The 14,706-nt window shown below is 70.4% G+C and carries 17 protein-coding genes; 7 read left to right on the forward strand and 10 right to left on the reverse strand.

Annotation, left to right across the window (positions count from 1 at the left end):
• Positions 1-45: 45 nt before the first annotated feature.
• Complete coding sequence (locus CCN37_RS27195; RefSeq protein ID WP_086826157.1) at positions 46-675, reverse strand: TetR family transcriptional regulator; 630 nt, start codon at positions 673-675, stop codon at positions 46-48.
• A 99-nt stretch (positions 676-774) separates the two neighbouring features.
• On the opposite strand from CCN37_RS27195, the gene CCN37_RS27200 reads away from it, so the two are divergent.
• Positions 775-1,785 carry an NADP-dependent oxidoreductase gene (locus tag CCN37_RS27200; RefSeq protein ID WP_086826158.1) on the forward strand — a complete coding sequence of 337 codons (1,011 nt, stop codon included), beginning with the start codon at positions 775-777 and terminating at the stop codon, positions 1,783-1,785.
• 60 nt (positions 1,786-1,845) lie between these two features.
• Here the strand turns inward: CCN37_RS27200 and CCN37_RS27205 are convergent, their stop codons facing one another.
• The 7 genes from CCN37_RS27205 to CCN37_RS27235 all read right to left on the reverse strand — a co-directional run bounded on the left by CCN37_RS27205 (position 1,846) and on the right by CCN37_RS27235 (position 8,195).
• Positions 1,846-3,078 carry a cyclopropane-fatty-acyl-phospholipid synthase family protein gene (locus tag CCN37_RS27205; protein ID WP_086826160.1) on the reverse strand — a complete coding sequence of 411 codons (1,233 nt, stop codon included), beginning with the start codon at positions 3,076-3,078 and terminating at the stop codon, positions 1,846-1,848.
• A 71-nt stretch (positions 3,079-3,149) separates the two neighbouring features.
• Entirely contained in the window at positions 3,150-3,887 is a 738-nt protein-coding gene (locus CCN37_RS27210; protein ID WP_086826162.1) for an amino acid ABC transporter ATP-binding protein, read from the reverse strand.
• The gene (locus CCN37_RS27215) at positions 3,880-4,728 is read right to left on the reverse strand and encodes an amino acid ABC transporter permease (protein WP_210408223.1); all 849 of its coding nucleotides are present in this window, start codon (positions 4,726-4,728) and stop codon (positions 3,880-3,882) included. Before CCN37_RS27215 ends, CCN37_RS27210 begins: the two co-directional genes overlap by 8 nt.
• The gene (locus CCN37_RS27220; protein WP_086826167.1) at positions 4,725-5,588 is read right to left on the reverse strand and encodes an ABC transporter substrate-binding protein; all 864 of its coding nucleotides are present in this window, start codon (positions 5,586-5,588) and stop codon (positions 4,725-4,727) included. Before CCN37_RS27220 ends, CCN37_RS27215 begins: the two co-directional genes overlap by 4 nt.
• Positions 5,589-5,937: 349 nt before the next feature.
• Positions 5,938-7,128, reverse strand: a complete 1,191-nt coding sequence (locus CCN37_RS27225) for a cation:proton antiporter (RefSeq protein ID WP_086826168.1) — start codon at positions 7,126-7,128, stop codon at positions 5,938-5,940.
• Between the two features lie 10 nt (positions 7,129-7,138).
• A complete protein-coding gene (locus CCN37_RS27230; RefSeq protein ID WP_086826238.1) occupies positions 7,139-7,621 on the reverse strand; it encodes a cation:proton antiporter regulatory subunit in 483 nt (160 codons plus the stop codon).
• A 25-nt stretch (positions 7,622-7,646) separates the two neighbouring features.
• The gene (locus CCN37_RS27235) at positions 7,647-8,195 is read right to left on the reverse strand and encodes a winged helix-turn-helix domain-containing protein (RefSeq protein WP_143261837.1); all 549 of its coding nucleotides are present in this window, start codon (positions 8,193-8,195) and stop codon (positions 7,647-7,649) included.
• A gap of 72 nt (positions 8,196-8,267) precedes the next feature.
• Here CCN37_RS27235 and CCN37_RS27240 point away from each other — a divergent pair, with 72 nt between their 5' ends.
• The 5 genes from CCN37_RS27240 (at position 8,268) to CCN37_RS27260 (ending at position 12,112) form a co-directional block, all read left to right on the forward strand.
• Positions 8,268-8,915: an O-methyltransferase gene (locus tag CCN37_RS27240; RefSeq protein ID WP_086826172.1), complete on the forward strand. Its 648-nt coding sequence runs from the start codon at positions 8,268-8,270 to the stop codon at positions 8,913-8,915.
• 80 nt (positions 8,916-8,995) lie between these two features.
• The gene (gene cmk, locus CCN37_RS27245) at positions 8,996-9,670 is read left to right on the forward strand and encodes a (d)CMP kinase (RefSeq protein WP_086826173.1); all 675 of its coding nucleotides are present in this window, start codon (positions 8,996-8,998) and stop codon (positions 9,668-9,670) included.
• Entirely contained in the window at positions 9,667-10,356 is a 690-nt protein-coding gene (locus tag CCN37_RS27250; protein ID WP_086826174.1) for a 1-acyl-sn-glycerol-3-phosphate acyltransferase, read from the forward strand. Before cmk ends, CCN37_RS27250 begins: the two co-directional genes overlap by 4 nt.
• Complete coding sequence (der, locus tag CCN37_RS27255; protein WP_086826175.1) at positions 10,353-11,759, forward strand: ribosome biogenesis GTPase Der; 1,407 nt, start codon at positions 10,353-10,355, stop codon at positions 11,757-11,759. Before CCN37_RS27250 ends, der begins: the two co-directional genes overlap by 4 nt.
• Complete coding sequence (locus tag CCN37_RS27260; RefSeq protein WP_086826176.1) at positions 11,756-12,112, forward strand: DUF952 domain-containing protein; 357 nt, start codon at positions 11,756-11,758, stop codon at positions 12,110-12,112. The genes der and CCN37_RS27260 overlap by 4 nt, the downstream gene beginning before the upstream one ends.
• Positions 12,113-12,116: 4 nt before the next feature.
• Here CCN37_RS27260 and CCN37_RS27265 read toward each other — a convergent pair whose 3' ends face one another.
• Positions 12,117-12,350: a hypothetical protein gene (locus CCN37_RS27265; RefSeq protein ID WP_086826177.1), complete on the reverse strand. Its 234-nt coding sequence runs from the start codon at positions 12,348-12,350 to the stop codon at positions 12,117-12,119.
• Between the two features lie 311 nt (positions 12,351-12,661).
• Entirely contained in the window at positions 12,662-13,729 is a 1,068-nt protein-coding gene (locus CCN37_RS27270) for an SDR family oxidoreductase (RefSeq protein ID WP_086826179.1), read from the reverse strand.
• 71 nt (positions 13,730-13,800) lie between these two features.
• Between CCN37_RS27270 and CCN37_RS27275 the strand changes: the two genes are divergently transcribed.
• On the forward strand, positions 13,801-14,703 hold the full coding sequence (locus tag CCN37_RS27275) for a LysR family transcriptional regulator (protein ID WP_086826181.1): 903 nt from the start codon (positions 13,801-13,803) through the stop codon (positions 14,701-14,703).
• The last annotated feature ends 3 nt before the right edge of the window (positions 14,704-14,706 follow it).

Consider the following 14,706-nt stretch of genomic DNA (forward strand, 5'->3'; position numbering starts at 1 on the left):
CCATCCCCACCGTGACCGCCTGACGTCCGCCCAGCCGTCGTGGCTCTAGTGCCAGGCGGACCACTCGGCGGGGAGTGTCGCGGTGGCCAGGCGGAGTGCCTGGTCGACGGTCGCGCGGAGTTGGGCGGGCTCGCAGGTGTTGCGGCGGCACGCGGTCTCCACGCCGAGGCGCGCGCTGGTGAAGACCAGGCGGACCAGCAGGCGGCAGCGGATGTCCTGCTCGGGGTCGACGCACTGGCGCTCACCGATGATCACTGTCAGGCGGTCCTCGGTGGCGGCGTCGCGGCGCAGTGACGCGGCGAGCAGGGTGGGGCTCTGCGCGATGAGGCCGTGCGTGGCGCTGAACCGCTCCGATCCGCCCTCCTCCTCGTAGAGCCGGTCGAGCATGGCGCTGTGCGCGGCGCGCAGCGCGACCAGGGGGGCCTCGTCGGCGGGGCGCGTGGCGAGCGCGGTGATCGCGTCCTCGTCCATGGCGGAGAGCTGGCCGAGCGCCACGTCCTCCTTGCCGTCGAAGTAGCGGAAGAACGTGCGCGGGGAGATCTCGACGGCGGCGGCGATCTCCTCGACCTTCGTCGCGTCGTAGCCCTTGGCGGAGAACAGCTCCAGGGCGGCGTCGGTCAGCGCCGCACGGGTGCGCCGCTTCTTCCGCTCGCGCAGTCCTGGCTCGGTGGTCACACCCCGATTGTGCCACCTCGCAAGCCGGAAGGTGTCATGGTATGTTTTTTGTCAGTCGGTGACAGAATTACGGTGACAAGGTTTTCAGAGGAGTTCGTGATGACGCTTCCGGAGCACGGTGTCGAGATCCGCCTGGCCGCCCGCCCCGACGGCTGGCCGACGCCGGCGGACTTCGCCGTGGCCAAGGCCGAGGTGCCCGCCGTCGGCGCTGGTCAGGTGCTGGTGCGCAACCTGGTGATGAGCGTCGACCCCTACATGCGCGGCCGGATGAACGACACGAAGTCCTACATCCCCGCCTTCGAACTGGGCAAGGCGCTCGAAGGCGGCGCGGTCGGCGAGGTCATCGCCTCGGAGTCGCCGGACCTGGCGGTGGGCGACGTCGTGCTGCACAGCCTTGGCTGGCGCGAGTTCGCCGTTCTGGACGCGGCGAGCGCGGTCAAGGTCGACCCGAACCTGGCTCCACTGGGTGCTTTTCTCGGCGTTCTGGGCATGCCGGGGCTGACCGCCTACGCCGGCCTGCTCAAGGCGGCTGACTTCCGCGAGGGCGACGTCGTGTTCGTCTCCGGCGCTGCGGGCGCGGTCGGCGCGCTGGTCGGGCAGATCGCCAGGCTGCGCGGGGCCTCGAAGGTGATCGGCTCGGCGGGTAGCGCGGAGAAGGTCGCGCACCTCAAGGACGACCTGGGCTTCGACGAGGCGTTCAACTACAAGGACGGCCCCGTGCGGGAGCAGCTGGAGAAGGCCGCTCCGGAGGGCATCGACGTTTACTTCGACAACGTCGGCGGCGACCACCTGGAGGCCGCGCTCGCCGTCTCCAACAAGGGCGCGCGTTTCGCGCTGTGCGGGGCGATCTCGCAGTACAACGCGACGGAGCTGACCGGCGGCCCGAACAACCTCTTCGCCGCGATCGGCAAGGGCATCAACATGCGCGGCTTCATCGTCGCGGAGTACAGCGACCTCAAGGAGCAGTTCTTCGCCGAGGTCGGCGCCTGGCTGGCCGAAGGCAAGATCGTCGCGCGCGAGACCGTGGTGGAGGGCCTGGAGAACGCGCCGACGGCCTTCATCGACCTGCTGCGCGGGGCCAACACCGGCAAGATGCTCGTCAAGCTCTGAGCACCGCGAGCGAGAGCCCGGCCGTTCCCCGTGACGGTGACGGCCGGGCCTCGCGCGCGCTCAGGCGGTCTTGGTGATGCCGAGCTGCCAGACGTCGATGTAGCGGGCGCGGAACCCGGCCTCGCAGTACGCGAGGTAGAACTCCCACATCCGCCGGAACGTGGAGTCGAAGCCGAGTTCGGCGACCTGCTTCCACCGCTCGGCGAAGCGCTCCTGCCACTCGCGCAGCGTCTGCGCGTAGTGCGGGCCGAGCGAACGCTGCTCCACCAGCCGCAGGCTCGTCGGCGCGAGGTTGTCCTCGATGGCGCGCAAGGACGGCAGCAGCCCGCCGGGGAAGACGTACTTGTGAATCCACGTGTAGGTGCTGCGCGTGGCGAGCATCCGGTCGTGCGGCATCGTGATGGCCTGCAACCCGATCCGTCCGCCGGGCACCAGCAACCGGTCCAGCGCGCCGAAGTAGATCGGCCAGTACTCACGGCCAACCGCCTCGATCATCTCCACGGACACGATCGCGTCGTAACGGCCCTCTGCGTGCCGGTAGTCGCGCAGCTGCACCTCGACCTTGTCGTTGACCCCTGCGGAGCTGATCCGCTGCTCCGCCAAGGACTTCTGCTCACCGGACAACGTCAGCGACGTCACTTCGGCGCCGCGTTGTGCCGCCCGGATCGCCAGCTCGCCCCAGCCCGTGCCGATCTCCAGCATCCGCGTGCCCCCGCGCACCCCGGCGTAGTCGAGGATGCCGTCGATCTTGCGGCGCTGGGCCTGCGCGAGATCGGTCGAGCCCGGGGTGAACCACGCGGCCGAGTACGTCATCGTCTCGTCCAGGAACGTGGCGAACAGTTCGTTGGACAGGTCGTAGTGGCGGTGGATGTTCTCGCGCGCGCCGTCGACGGTGTTGTGCTCCTCCTGCGGCTGCTCGTGGTCCACCACGCGGCGAAACGCTTGCAGCGGCTTGGGAACGAGCGTGGCCATCCGCCGCGCGAACGGGGTCAGCAGATCGGCCAGCCGGGTGCTCGTCCAGTCCCCGGCCATGTAGGACTCGCCGAAGCCGATCTTGGAGTCCAGCCCGATCCGGTGGAAGAACGTGGTCGGCCGCAGCACCCGCATCACCGGGGAGTCCGGCCCGCCCGCGCCGAGCACTTGCCCGCCCGGCAAGTGGACCTGGACCGGCAGCGTGCGCACCGCGTGCCGGAACAGCCGCTCGGCGATGCCCGCGCGCAGCGGGCTGGGCGGGGGAGCGGCGAGCCCCGGCCAGCGGAGGATGTCGGGCCCCGGCGGATGGATCGAAGTCACAGCGCGCCTCCTCGGTGCTGTTCTCCTTGGCTAGGGAAGGCCATCCTGCACCGCCGGGGCCGATTCGGCAGCTACAACCGCCCCGCCTGGATGATTCGTGACAGAAACTGTTGCGTACGAGGGTGTTCCGGGGCTTCCAGGATCTGGGACGGTGGCCCGGACTCGATCAGCGCGCCGCCGTCGAGGAAGCAGACGCGATCGGCGACCTGCTTGGCGAAGCCCATTTCGTGCGTCGCCATCAGCAACGTCGTCCCGCTCGCGGCCAGCTCCCGCACCAACGTCAGCACCTCGCCGACCAGTTCCGGGTCGAGCGCGCTGGTGATCTCGTCCAGCAGCAACAGCTTCGGGTCGTAAGCCAGGGCGCGCGCGATCGCCACGCGCTGTTGCTGACCGCCGGAGAGCCGGTCGGGGTAGGACTTCGCCTTCTCTTCGAGACCGACCTTCGCCAGCAGCTCCAGTGCGCGCTCGCGGGCCTGCTCCTCGGGCACCTTGTGCACGACCTTCGGTGCGAGCATCACGTTGTCGAGCACGTTCAGGTGCGGGAACAGGTTGAACGCCTGGAACACGATGCCCATGCCGCGCCGCGCGTGGTCGGGGTTCGTGCGCGGATCGGAGATGTCGACGCCGTCCAGCACGATCCGGCCGTCGTCGATGTCCTCCAACAGGTTCACGCATTTGAGCAACGTGGACTTGCCCGAGCCGGAGGAGCCGATCAGCACGACCACCTCGTGCTCGGCGACGTCCAGGTCGACGCCGTCGAGCACCAGGTGCGTGCCGTAGCGCTTCACCAGGTTGCGGACCTCAAGCACCGGGGCCTCCCGCGTTCTGCCGCCGCGCCGCGCGCCGGGAAGCCCAGTCCGCCAACCGGCTGGAGGGCACCGCGAGCAGCACGAAGAGCAACCCCGCCACCACGTACGGGGTGAAGTTGTAGGACGTCGCCGACTCGATCTGCGCCGCGCGAACCGCGTCCACCGCGCCGAGCACGGAGATCAGCCCGCAGTCCTTCTGGAACGCCACGAAGTCGTTGAGCAGTGGTGGGAGCACGCGCCGGACCGCCTGCGGCATCACCACGATGCGCATCGTCTGCGCGTGGGTCAGCCCGAGCGAGCGCGCCGACGCCAGCTGCGAGGGGTGGATCGACTCGATGCCCGCGCGGAAGACCTCGGCCACGTAGGCGGAGTAGACCAGCACGAGCGCGATCGAGCCCAGCACGACCGGGTCGTTGGGGATGCCGCCCAGCCTCAGGCCAGGAAGGCCGAAACCGATGAGGTACAGGCAGATGATCAGCGGCAGCCCTCGGAACAGGTCCACGTAGGCGGTCGCGAGCGCGCGCAACGGGAACCACACCGGCCCGCGCAGCGTGCGCAGGGCGGCGATCGCCAGGCCGATGACCAGGATCAGGATTCCGCACACGACGAGCACGCGGACGTTGAGCCACAGCCCGTCCAGCAGCGCCGGGAACGACTTCTTGGCCGTCTCCCAGTCGAAGAAGGAGTCCTGGACCCTGGGCCAGCCCGGCGCGTTGGTGATCGTCAACCAGGCCGCGACCGCGAAGACCACAGTGGAGGCGAACGCGACCACTGTGGACCTTCGTGCGCGGGAACGCTTGTACGCCAAGCGCTCCAGGTGGAGTTGGCTGGGCGCGCTCACGTCAGCTTCGGCGCCTTGCCCGCTTCGGCCAGCCACTGCTTCTCCGCCTGCGTCAGCGTCCCGTCCGCGCGCAGCGCGTCCACGGCCGCCGAGACGCAGCGCGTCAGCGAACTGCCCTTGTCCAGCACGATGCCGAACTGCTCGGCCTTGCCGCCGCTCGCGGGCAGTTGGCCGACGATCGCCGCGTCCGTCAGCTCAGCCGAGGTGATGTAGAACGCCGTCGCCAGGTCGACCACGATCGCCTGCACCTGGTTGTTGCGCAGCGCCTGCTTCGCGTCGTCGTTGTTGTTGTAGACCGCGACCTGCTGCGTCGGCTGCACCTGCTTCGCCGCCGCGTCGTAGCTCGTCGTGCCGACCTGCGCGCCGAGCTTGAACTCCTTGAGCGCCGCGACCGTCGTCGCCTTCGCCGCGGGGGAGGACTTGAACGCGACGACGGCCTGCGTCACGTCGTAGTACGGGGTGGAGAAGTCAACGGCCTTGCGGCGGTCCTCGGTGATCGAGAACTCGTTCAGGTTGGCGTCGAAGGACTTCGGCCCCGGCTGGATCGCGGCGTTGAACGGCACGCGCACCCAGTCCACCTCGGCCTTGGCGTAGCCCAGCTTCCCGGCGACCGCGTAGGCCACGGCCGACTCGAACCCCTTGCCGTTGCTCGGGTCGTCGCCGGAGAACCACGGCTCGTACACCGGCTGGTCCGTGCCGAAGGTGAACTTGCCCGGGGTTCTCGTCTTCAACGCCGCCTTGGCGCAGTCCCCGGCCCCCGCGGTGGCGGGACCTCCGGCAGCGGGACCCTGCTCCTCGACCGGAGCACACCCCGCCGCCACGACGAGCACGGCGGCGAACAACGCAGTGACAGCACGCATGCCCCGCATCTTCCCCCATCACCGTCTCCCCGACCCACGATGCGGGACGTTCAGGCAACCACCCCTCCGCCAATGCCGCGTTTGTGTGGTTGAACGTGCTGAATGAGTCATTCGGGTACTTGAACTCCCTCAATGACTCATTCAGTCCGTTCAACCACCTCAATGAGTCATTCAGGGAGTTCGGCGGCTCCCAGTGAACGGCTCGTTTGGTGCGTTGGGAGCCCTGAACGACCCGTTCAGCTCGCTCCGAACGACCCGTTCAGTGCGTTCAAGTACCCGAACGACCCGTTCAGTGCGTCGGCGGTCCTGAACGGGTCGTTTGGTGCGTTCAAGTACCTGAAGGGGTCGTTCAGGACTCGGCGCCGGCTAGGCGGCGTTGGCGGAGGGACCACGCCCAGCGGGCCATGGGTTCGACGACGCGCGCGGCGACGGGGCCGAAGACGGCCATGAGCAGGACGTAGGCGGTGGCCAACGGAGCCAGGCCCTGGTCGACGGCGCCGCTGGCGACGGCGAGGCCGGCGATGACGATGGAGAACTCACCGCGTGCCACCAGGGCGGCTCCGGCGCGGAGGCGGCCGAGGCGGGCGATGCCCTGGAGCTTGGCGGCGAACCAGCCGGTGAGCATCTTCGTGGCGGTGGTGACCAGGGCCAGCGCGATCGCGACGCCGAGCACGGGCGGGATGGCCTTCGGATCGGTGTTGAGGCCGAACACGACGAAGAAGACCGCCGCGAAGAGGTCGCGCAGCGGTTCGAGCATCCGCGTGGCGTTCTCCGCGGTGGAGCCGGAGATCGCGATGCCGAGCAGGAACGCGCCGACCGCCGCGGAGACCTGCAACTGCGAAGCGACGCCCGCGACGAGCAGTGCGGCGCCGAGGACGCGGAGCAGGAAGACCTCGGGCTCGGGCGAGTCGACCAGAGCGGAGACGAAGCGGCCGAAGCGCAGCGCCACCACGAGGACCACGGTCACGGTGACGAGCGCGATGCCGACGGTGGTGAGTCCGCCGACGAAGCTCACCCCGGCCAGCAGCGCGGTCAGGATCGGCAGGTACACGGCCATCGCGAGGTCCTCGAAGACCAGGACCGACAGGATGACCGGGGTCTCCCGGTTACCGAGTCGGCCCAGGTCGCCGAGCACCTTGGCGACGATGCCGGAGGAGGAGATGTAGGTGACGCCCGCCATGACGAGCGCGCCGACCGGGCCCCAGCCCAGCATCAGCGCCACCACCGCGCCGGGCAGCGCGTTGAGCACGAGGTCGATCAGCCCGGCCGACCACGACCGGCGCAGACCGGTGACCAGCTCGGCGGCCGAGTACTCCAGGCCCAGTAAGAGCAGCAGCAGGACGACGCCCAGCTCCGCGGACAGCTCGGTGAAGCCCTCGATGCCGTCCAGCGGCAGCACGCCGCCGTGGCCGAAGGCCAGCCCGCCGATCAGGTAGAGGGGGATGGGCGAGATCCCGATCTTCCACGCCAGCCTGCCGAGCAGGCCGAGGCCGAAGAACACGGCGCCCAGTTCGATGAGGGACAGCGCGACGTTGTGCATGCGGCCCCTCTCAGCCCCTGTCCAGCCGCTCGGCGGCCTTGCTGATCCCGTCCGGGGTACCCACCACGACGAGCAGGTCACCGCCGACGAAGCGGAAGTCGGGCGTTGGCGAGGGGTGGGCCGCCGCCGCGCGCATCACCGCGACGACGGAGACGCCGGTGCGGGTGCGCAGCTCGGTGTCGCCGAGCGTGCCGCCGTCGAAGCGCGAGCCCGGCGTGATCGGCAGCTGCGCGGTGGAGATGCCGCTGACCTCGGCGTGCTGCCGCTCCAGGTGGTTGACCAGCTGCGGGGCGCCGAGCAGGCTCGCCAGCGTGCTGATCTCCTCGGGGACCAGCGGTATGGACGCCACGCACGCGTCCGGGTCGTCGGTCTTGGAGACGATCAGCTCGTGCCGACCGTCGCGGTAGCTCACGATCCCGATCCGGCGACCGGAACGGGTCTGGAAGTCCTGGCGGGTGCCGATCCCCGGAAGCGGCGTCACCTCGACATGCACGGAGACCACCCTAACAATTGCGTGCTCAACAGTCCGGTTCGCCCGAATCCGGGGGCAGGGCCGGGATGTCGGCGCGGTGCAGGCTCAGCAGCAACGTGTAGGCCAGCCCGCCCTCCTCGTCGGGCAGCGTGCCCTGCTCGGCCCACTCGCCGAGCCGTTCGGCCAGCTCAGCGGCGCGCTCCGGGGTGATCCGCAGGTGACGCAGCCGCGTCGTGGACGGCTCGCCCGGCAGCAGCTCGGCGAGCGCGGTGCTGATCATCACGCGGGTGCCCGCGCCCGGCTCGGCGTCCGGGCTCACGACGAGGCCGCTGCCGACCGGCTCGTAGTACTGCTCGGTCCCGCCCCGGACGCGCCGCGTGCTCGCCACGCGCACCAGGCCCGCCTCCTGGAGCACGCCCGCGTGGTAGCCGACCGTGCCCTTGGTCGAGCCCAGCGCCGCTGCCAGCTGCGCGAGCGTCGCCGGGCGCTGCCGCAGGGTGATCACCATGCGATGCCGCAGCGGGTGACCGAGCGCCTTGAACTGCTCGGGCGTGCTCAGCACGACAGGTCTGCTCGCCGAGGGGCTGGTCTCCACCCGAACAGCCTGGCACAGGACACGCCGAAAGCGTCTAGGATGGTCGACACTTACCGCCTTGGGAGGACATCCGTGGACATCCTTGCCCCCGCCATCAGCGACTACCTGCTGGAGAACTGCACGCCCGCCGACGAGCTGCTGCGCGAGCTGGCCGAGGAGACGCGGGCGAAGCTGCCCGACGCGGCGATGATGCAGATCTCGCACGACGAGGGCGAGTTCCTGACGATGATCACGCGGCTGATCGGCGCCCGCCGCGTCGTCGAGGTCGGCGTCTTCACCGGGTACTCCTCGATCTGCATCGCGCGCGGCATGGCCGAGGACGGGCACCTGCTCGCCTGCGACGTCAGCGAGGAGTGGACCTCGATCGCGCGCAGCTACTGGGAGCGCGCCGGGTTGACCGACCGCATCGAGCTGCGCATCGCGCCCGCGTTGGAGACGCTGCGCTCCCTGCCGAGCGACCCCGTGCTGGACATGGCGTTCATCGACGCGGACAAGGTCGGCTACCCCGACTACTACGCGGAACTGGTGCCGCGCCTGCGCCAAGGCGGGCTGATCGTGCTCGACAACGTGTTCAGGGGCGGCGGCGTGCTCGACGGGAACAGCGCCAACGAGGGCGACATCGCGATGCGCCGGATGAACGAGATCGTCATGGCCGACGACCGCGTCGACTCGGTCATGCTCCCCGTGCGCGACGGCGTCACCCTCGCCCGCAAGCGCTGACGTCCGGCCCTCAGTGCAGAATCACGGAGCAAGCTTCACCGTGACTGTTCTAGGAGGGCACACCAGTGGGAGTCGTTGCGATGGACGGTCCCTCCGGTACGGGCAAGTCCACCGTCTCCAGGCGGCTGGCCACCGCCCTCAGCGCCCGCTACCTGGACACCGGCGCGATGTACCGCGCGGTCACGCTGGCCGTGCTGCGCGCGGGGATCGACCCGACCGACGCCGAGAAGGTCGCTGAGGTCGCCGAGCGCGCGCGACTGGAGATCGGCACCTCGCCCGCCGCTCCGACCGTGCGCCTGGACGGAGACGACGTCGCCGCTGAGATCCGGGGGCCGGAGGTCACCACCGCCGTGTCCCCGGTCTCGGCGGTCGCGCGCGTGCGCGAGCTGCTGGTCGGCCAGCAGCGGGCGATCATCGCCGACGCCACGGCCGCCGGGCAGGGCATCGTCGTGGAGGGCCGCGACATCGGGACCACGGTCGCGCCCGACGCGCCGCTCAAGATCTACCTGACAGCCTCCGCCGAAGCCCGCGCCCGCAGGCGCACCGCGCAGGACACCGCGTCCGGGCGAGTGTCCACTGTGGACGCTACGCTGGCCGACGTGCAGCGCAGGGACCGCTACGACTCCACCCGCTCCGTCTCGCCGCTGCGGATGGCCGAGGACGCGGTCGAGGTCGACACGACCGAGCTGGACATCGACGGCGTGCTGGCCCGGCTGCTGGAGCTCGCGGGGCCGCTCGGACTGCGGACCGGATGAGCGCGGCGGGCGGTTCCGGTCTGCCGGACGGGGCGTGGCCGCGCCTGCACGACGCGTGCCGCCGACTGGGCCGTCTGCTGGTGCACGTAGTATTCCGGGTGCGGGTGCACCGCGGGGAGTTCATCCCGCGGACCGGCCCGCTGGTCCTGGTGTCCAACCACACCGCTTTCCTGGACGGCCCCGTGCTGTTCTGCGTCCTGCGGCGGCGTTCGGTCTTCCTGGTCAAACACGAGAACTACCGCGGCCCGCTGGGCCGGTTCCTGCGTCGCCTCGGTCAACTCCCGGTGCGCCGTGGCGCGCCGGACCGCACGCCGCTGCTCACCGCTGTGCACCTGCTGCGCTCCGGTGGGGTGGTCGCCGTGTTCCCGGAGGGCACCAGGGGTACCGGAGAGGTCGCCAGGGCGCAGCACGGCGCCGCGTGGCTGGCCCGCTCCGGAGAAGCACTGGTGCTGCCGGTGGCCTGTCGGGGAATCCGGCGGCCCCCGGGCTCGTGGCCGCGCTTCCGCCCCAGGGTGGACGTGCTGGTCGGGGAGCCGTTCGCGGTGCCTGTCGGCAAGGGTCGGGTGGTGCTCGCCGCCGCGACCGAACGGGTGCGCTCCGAGCTCTCCGGGCTCGTCAGCGAGCTCGACCGGCTACTGGCCGGCGAGCTCGGCGCACCGAAGAAGGCGAAAGGGGAACGGGCGTGACCGGGTTGGACGGCACGTGGACCGACGAGGCGGACTGGGCGGCCATCGAGGCTGCCGCCGAGGCGGGGGCCGACACCAGCGCGGAGGCCCCGCAGCCGGTGCTGGCCATCGTCGGCAGGCCGAACGTCGGCAAGTCCACCTTGGTGAACCGCATCCTCGGACGCCGGGAAGCCGTGGTGCAGGACGTGCCCGGGGTGACTCGCGACCGGGTGGCCTACGACGCGCTGTGGAGCGGACGCCGCTTCACCGTCGTGGACACCGGTGGGTGGGAACCGGACGCCAAGGGGCTTCAGGGAGCCGTCGCGCTCCAGGCCGAGTACGCGATGAAGACCGCGGACGCGATCCTCGTCGTTGTGGACGCCACCGTGGGCGCGACCAGCACGGACGAGGCCGTCGCCCGCGTGCTGCGGCGCTCGAAGCGGCCCGTGCTGCTGGTGGCGAACAAGGTCGACGACCAGCGGCTGATGTCCGAGGTGGCCTCGCTGTGGTCGCTCGGCCTCGGTGAGCCCTACGCGGTCAGCGCGCTGCACGGCCGCAGCTCCGGCGACCTGCTGGACAAGATCCTGGAGGTGCTGCCCGAGACCCCGCGCGAGGTCTTCGGCGGCGAGGGCGGCCCGCGCCGCGTCGCGCTGGTCGGCAAGCCGAACGTGGGCAAGTCCAGCCTGCTGAACAAGCTCGTCGGCGAGGAGCGCTCCGTCGTCCACGACGTCGCGGGCACCACCGTCGACCCGGTCGACTCGCTGGTGGAGCTGGACGGGCAGGTGTGGCGCTTCGTCGACACCGCCGGTCTGCGCCGCCGGGTCAACCACGCGCAGGGCGCGGAGTACTACGCCTCGCTGCGCACCCAGGGGGCCATCGAGTCCGCTGAGGTCGGCATCGTGCTGCTGGACGCCAGCCAGCCGATCAGCGAGCAGGACCAGCGCGTGATCGGCATGGTCGCCGAGTCCGGCCGCGCGCTCGTGGTGGCCTTCAACAAGTGGGACCTCGTCGACGAGGACCGCAGGCTCCAGCTGGCCAAGGAGATGGACCGCGACCTCGCCCGCATCCCGTGGGCCGAGCGCGTCAACGTCTCCGCCCGCACCGGCCGCGCCGTCGCCAAGCTCGCGCCCGCGCTGCGCACCGCGCTCAACTCGTGGGACTACCGCGTGCCGACCGGCCAGCTCAACACCTGGTTGTCCGACCTGACCGCGGCCACCCCGCCGCCGGTGCGCTCCGGCAAGCAGCCGAAGATCCTCTTCGGCACCCAGGCCGGGACCCGGCCGCCGACCTTCGTGCTGTTCACCTCCGGCTTCCTGGAGGCGGGCTACCGCAGGTTCATCGAGCGCAAGCTGCGCGAGGACTTCAGCTTCACCGGAAGCCCGATCCGCGTCTCGGTCCGGGTGCGCGAGAAGAAAAAGAAGTGATCCTGCACTTCTGCCCCCGGTCGGACTGGGACGCCGCTCTCGCGAGCGGCGTCTACCGGCACCCGTCGCTGGAGTCGGAGGGGTTCATCCACTTCTCCGACCCCGGCACGGTGCACCTCCCGGCCACCGCGCTGTTCGCCGGGCGCACCGACCTCGTCCTGCTGGAGGTCGATCCGTCCACTGTGGACGTTCCGCTGCGGTGGGAGCCCGGCACCGGCGAGGCGCCCGGCGGGCCGTGGTTCCCGCACCTCTACGGCGAGCTGCCCGTGCCGCTCGTGGTGGGCGTGCACGACTTCCCGCCCAACCCCGACGGCACCTTCACCCTGCCGCCTGCGCTCGCCCGCCGTCCCTGACGCGTCAGAGCAGGTGCTCGAAGTTCGCCAGGACTTCTGCCCGTGCGCCATCCCGCGTCGCTGCGAGCCGTGCGGCCAGCACACGGGTGAACTCGACCTGGTCCTCTTCGCTGACCGGTTCGACCGGTGTCGCTTCGACGCGCCACGCGTAGTGCAGGTAAGCGCGCTCGCCGTCCGACGTGACGCCGACGCCGAACTGGTGGCTCGGGTAGTGGGCGGCCGTGAAGGTTCGTGGCAATGGCGCCCTGAATGACTCATTCAGGACGCTCAAGCGCACCAAACGAGGCATTGGCGTGGGGTCGGAGTGCGGGTGCGCCGAACGCCCGGGTGCGCGTCCGCGAGCCTTCACCGCCGCTCCCGCTCAACCTCCGCCGGGGTCGCCAAAGCTCCGTTTCGTACTCCTAGCGGGAGAAAGAGCGCTCCCAAGAACCGTTAGGAGTACGAAACGGGATGGTTCAGACCACGGCCACGCGCGATGAGGGGAGCGGGGCGGTGGGGTGCATGAGGAGATTCTAGCTGGTGAGCGAGGGTATGGGGGCGGGGCAGGAGTCAGGGGATCACCTTGCGGGCGCGGAGGTCGGTGAAGATGTCGAGGAACATGCGCTCGGTGTCGACGAACTCGTGGAAACCGGCGCGCCGGGCCTTGGAGCCGTCGGCGAACATGTCGTAGTCCCACGAGAAGACGAAGTCGCCGAAGGTCCACGACGAGACCGACGAGTAGGAGTGCGGTGCCAGGCCGTGCTCGGCGATCATGGCTTCCCACAACGGTTCCTTGTCGGCCATCACCACTGACAGCGACATGGGCAGCGGCGGCGCGACCTCCATGCCGAAGAACGCGGCGATCTTGGGCCACAGCTCGCTCCACCGGAACAGGTCGCCGTTGTTGATGTTGTAGGCCTGGTTGGCGCAGCGCGGGTCGGTCGCGGCCCACACGGTGGCCTTGGCGAGGAGTCCGGCGTCGGTCATCTCCAGCAGCGAGTGGTAGGCGCCGGGCTTGCCGGGGAAGCGCAGCGGCAGGCCGAGCTGCTTGGAGATGGACGCGTACACGGCGATCACCATGGCCAGGTTCATCGGGTTGCCGAGCGCGAACCCGGCGACGACGGAGGGGCGGATCGCCGACCACGTCCACTGCTTGCCGACCTGGCGCCGCTCCAGGAACTGCTGCTGGTCGACGTTGAACTCGGGCGGCATGTGCCCGGCGTCGTCCTCGCGCGCGGGGGTCTTGAACGGGCCGAGGTGCGCGCCGTAGACCTTGTAGCCCTGCATCAGGCTGATGTGTCGCAGCCCCGGCGCGGCGGGCTCGATCGCGTCGACGACATTGACGAGCATGGCGAGGTTGGGCGGCACGAGTTCGGCCCAGCTCGGGCGGTCCTGGTAGGCGGCGTAGAAGACGTGCGTGACCTCGCTGAGGCCGCTGAGCCTGGCCCGGGTGTCCTCGGCGTCGAGCAGGTCGACGGCCACGTGCCGGATCGATCCGGAGTCTGACACCGCGTGGCCGCCGCGCCGCGAGAGGCCGATGACCTCCCAGTCGGGCAGCGTCGTCAGGTGCTCGATCAGGTTGCGGCCGATGACCCCGTTCGCCCCGACCACGAGGGCGACCTTGCGTTCGTTCTGCATACCCCTACCCTCCGTCCACCAGTACAGATAAGTCCAAGGCTTAGTTCTCATGAAAGTAATAAGCTTCGTTCATGCCTAGCCTGCGTCAGCTGGAGTACCTGGTCACGGTGGTGGACGAGGGGTCGTTCACCCGGGCCGCCGAACTGCTGCACGTCACGCAGCCCGCGCTGTCGCACCAGATGCGCGCGCTGGAGCGGACGGTCGGCGGGCCGCTGCTGGAGCGGCTGCCGAGGATGGTGCGGCCGACGCCGATGGGCCGGGCCATGCTGCCGCACGCCAGGGCAGCGCTTGCGGCGGCGGAGCGCGGGCGTTGTGCGGCGAGGCAGGCCTCCGGGCTGGAGTGCGGAGAGCTCCAGCTGGCGACGGTGTACTCCGTCAGCCTCGGCGTGCTCCCACCCGTGTTGCGGTGCTGGCGGCGCGAGTACCCGGACGTGCACATCCGGCTCTTCGAGCACCGGCACGCGGACGAGCTGCGCGAGGCCATGGCGGCGGGCGAAGCCGATATCGCCGTGGGGCCAACGCCTTCCGACTGGGACGGTCCTATGAGGACGATCGGTGAGGAGGAGTTCGTCGTGGTCGTGGCGCCCGACGACCCGTGCGCGGGAGCGAGCACCGTGGAGCTGAGCGCGCTGGCGGAGCGGAGTTGGGTGCACTACGCGCCGGGCCACGGGCTCGCGACGGTGCTCGATCAGCACTGCGCCGCAGCGGGATTCCAGCCGCGCGCGGCGGTGCGGACAGAGCAGACCGCGACCGCGCCGATCCTGGCGGCTGCGGGACTCGGCCCGGCACTGGCTCCGGCCAACGTGATCCCGCCGCACTTCGACGGGTGCGTCCTGCGACCCGAACCGCCGATCCGGCGGAGCCTCGTCGCGTACACGCGCGGCACGCCGGACCCGTTGACCAGTGCGTTCATCGAGACGCTGGCCGCGAACGCGTGCGTGACGCCGGAGCACCTGCACGGGCTACTACGGTGAAGC

The sequence above is a fragment of the Allokutzneria sp. NRRL B-24872 genome (assembly GCF_002155965.1).
Lineage (GTDB): Bacteria > Actinomycetota > Actinomycetes > Mycobacteriales > Pseudonocardiaceae > Allokutzneria.

Excerpts from the sequence above, each read along its gene's own strand:
- CCN37_RS27200 (WP_086826158.1), top strand. The coding sequence starts at position 775 with ATGACGCTTCCGGAGCACGGTGTCGAGATCCGCCTGGCCGCCCGCCCC.
- CCN37_RS27220 (WP_086826167.1), bottom strand. The coding sequence starts at position 5,588 with ATGCGTGCTGTCACTGCGTTGTTCGCCGCCGTGCTCGTCGTGGCGGCG.
- CCN37_RS27225 (WP_086826168.1), bottom strand. The coding sequence starts at position 7,128 with ATGCACAACGTCGCGCTGTCCCTCATCGAACTGGGCGCCGTGTTCTTC.
- cmk (WP_086826173.1), top strand. The coding sequence starts at position 8,996 with ATGGACGGTCCCTCCGGTACGGGCAAGTCCACCGTCTCCAGGCGGCTG.
- CCN37_RS27250 (WP_086826174.1), top strand. The coding sequence starts at position 9,667 with ATGAGCGCGGCGGGCGGTTCCGGTCTGCCGGACGGGGCGTGGCCGCGC.
- CCN37_RS27270 (WP_086826179.1), bottom strand. The coding sequence starts at position 13,729 with ATGCAGAACGAACGCAAGGTCGCCCTCGTGGTCGGGGCGAACGGGGTC.
- CCN37_RS27275 (WP_086826181.1), top strand. The coding sequence starts at position 13,801 with ATGCCTAGCCTGCGTCAGCTGGAGTACCTGGTCACGGTGGTGGACGAG.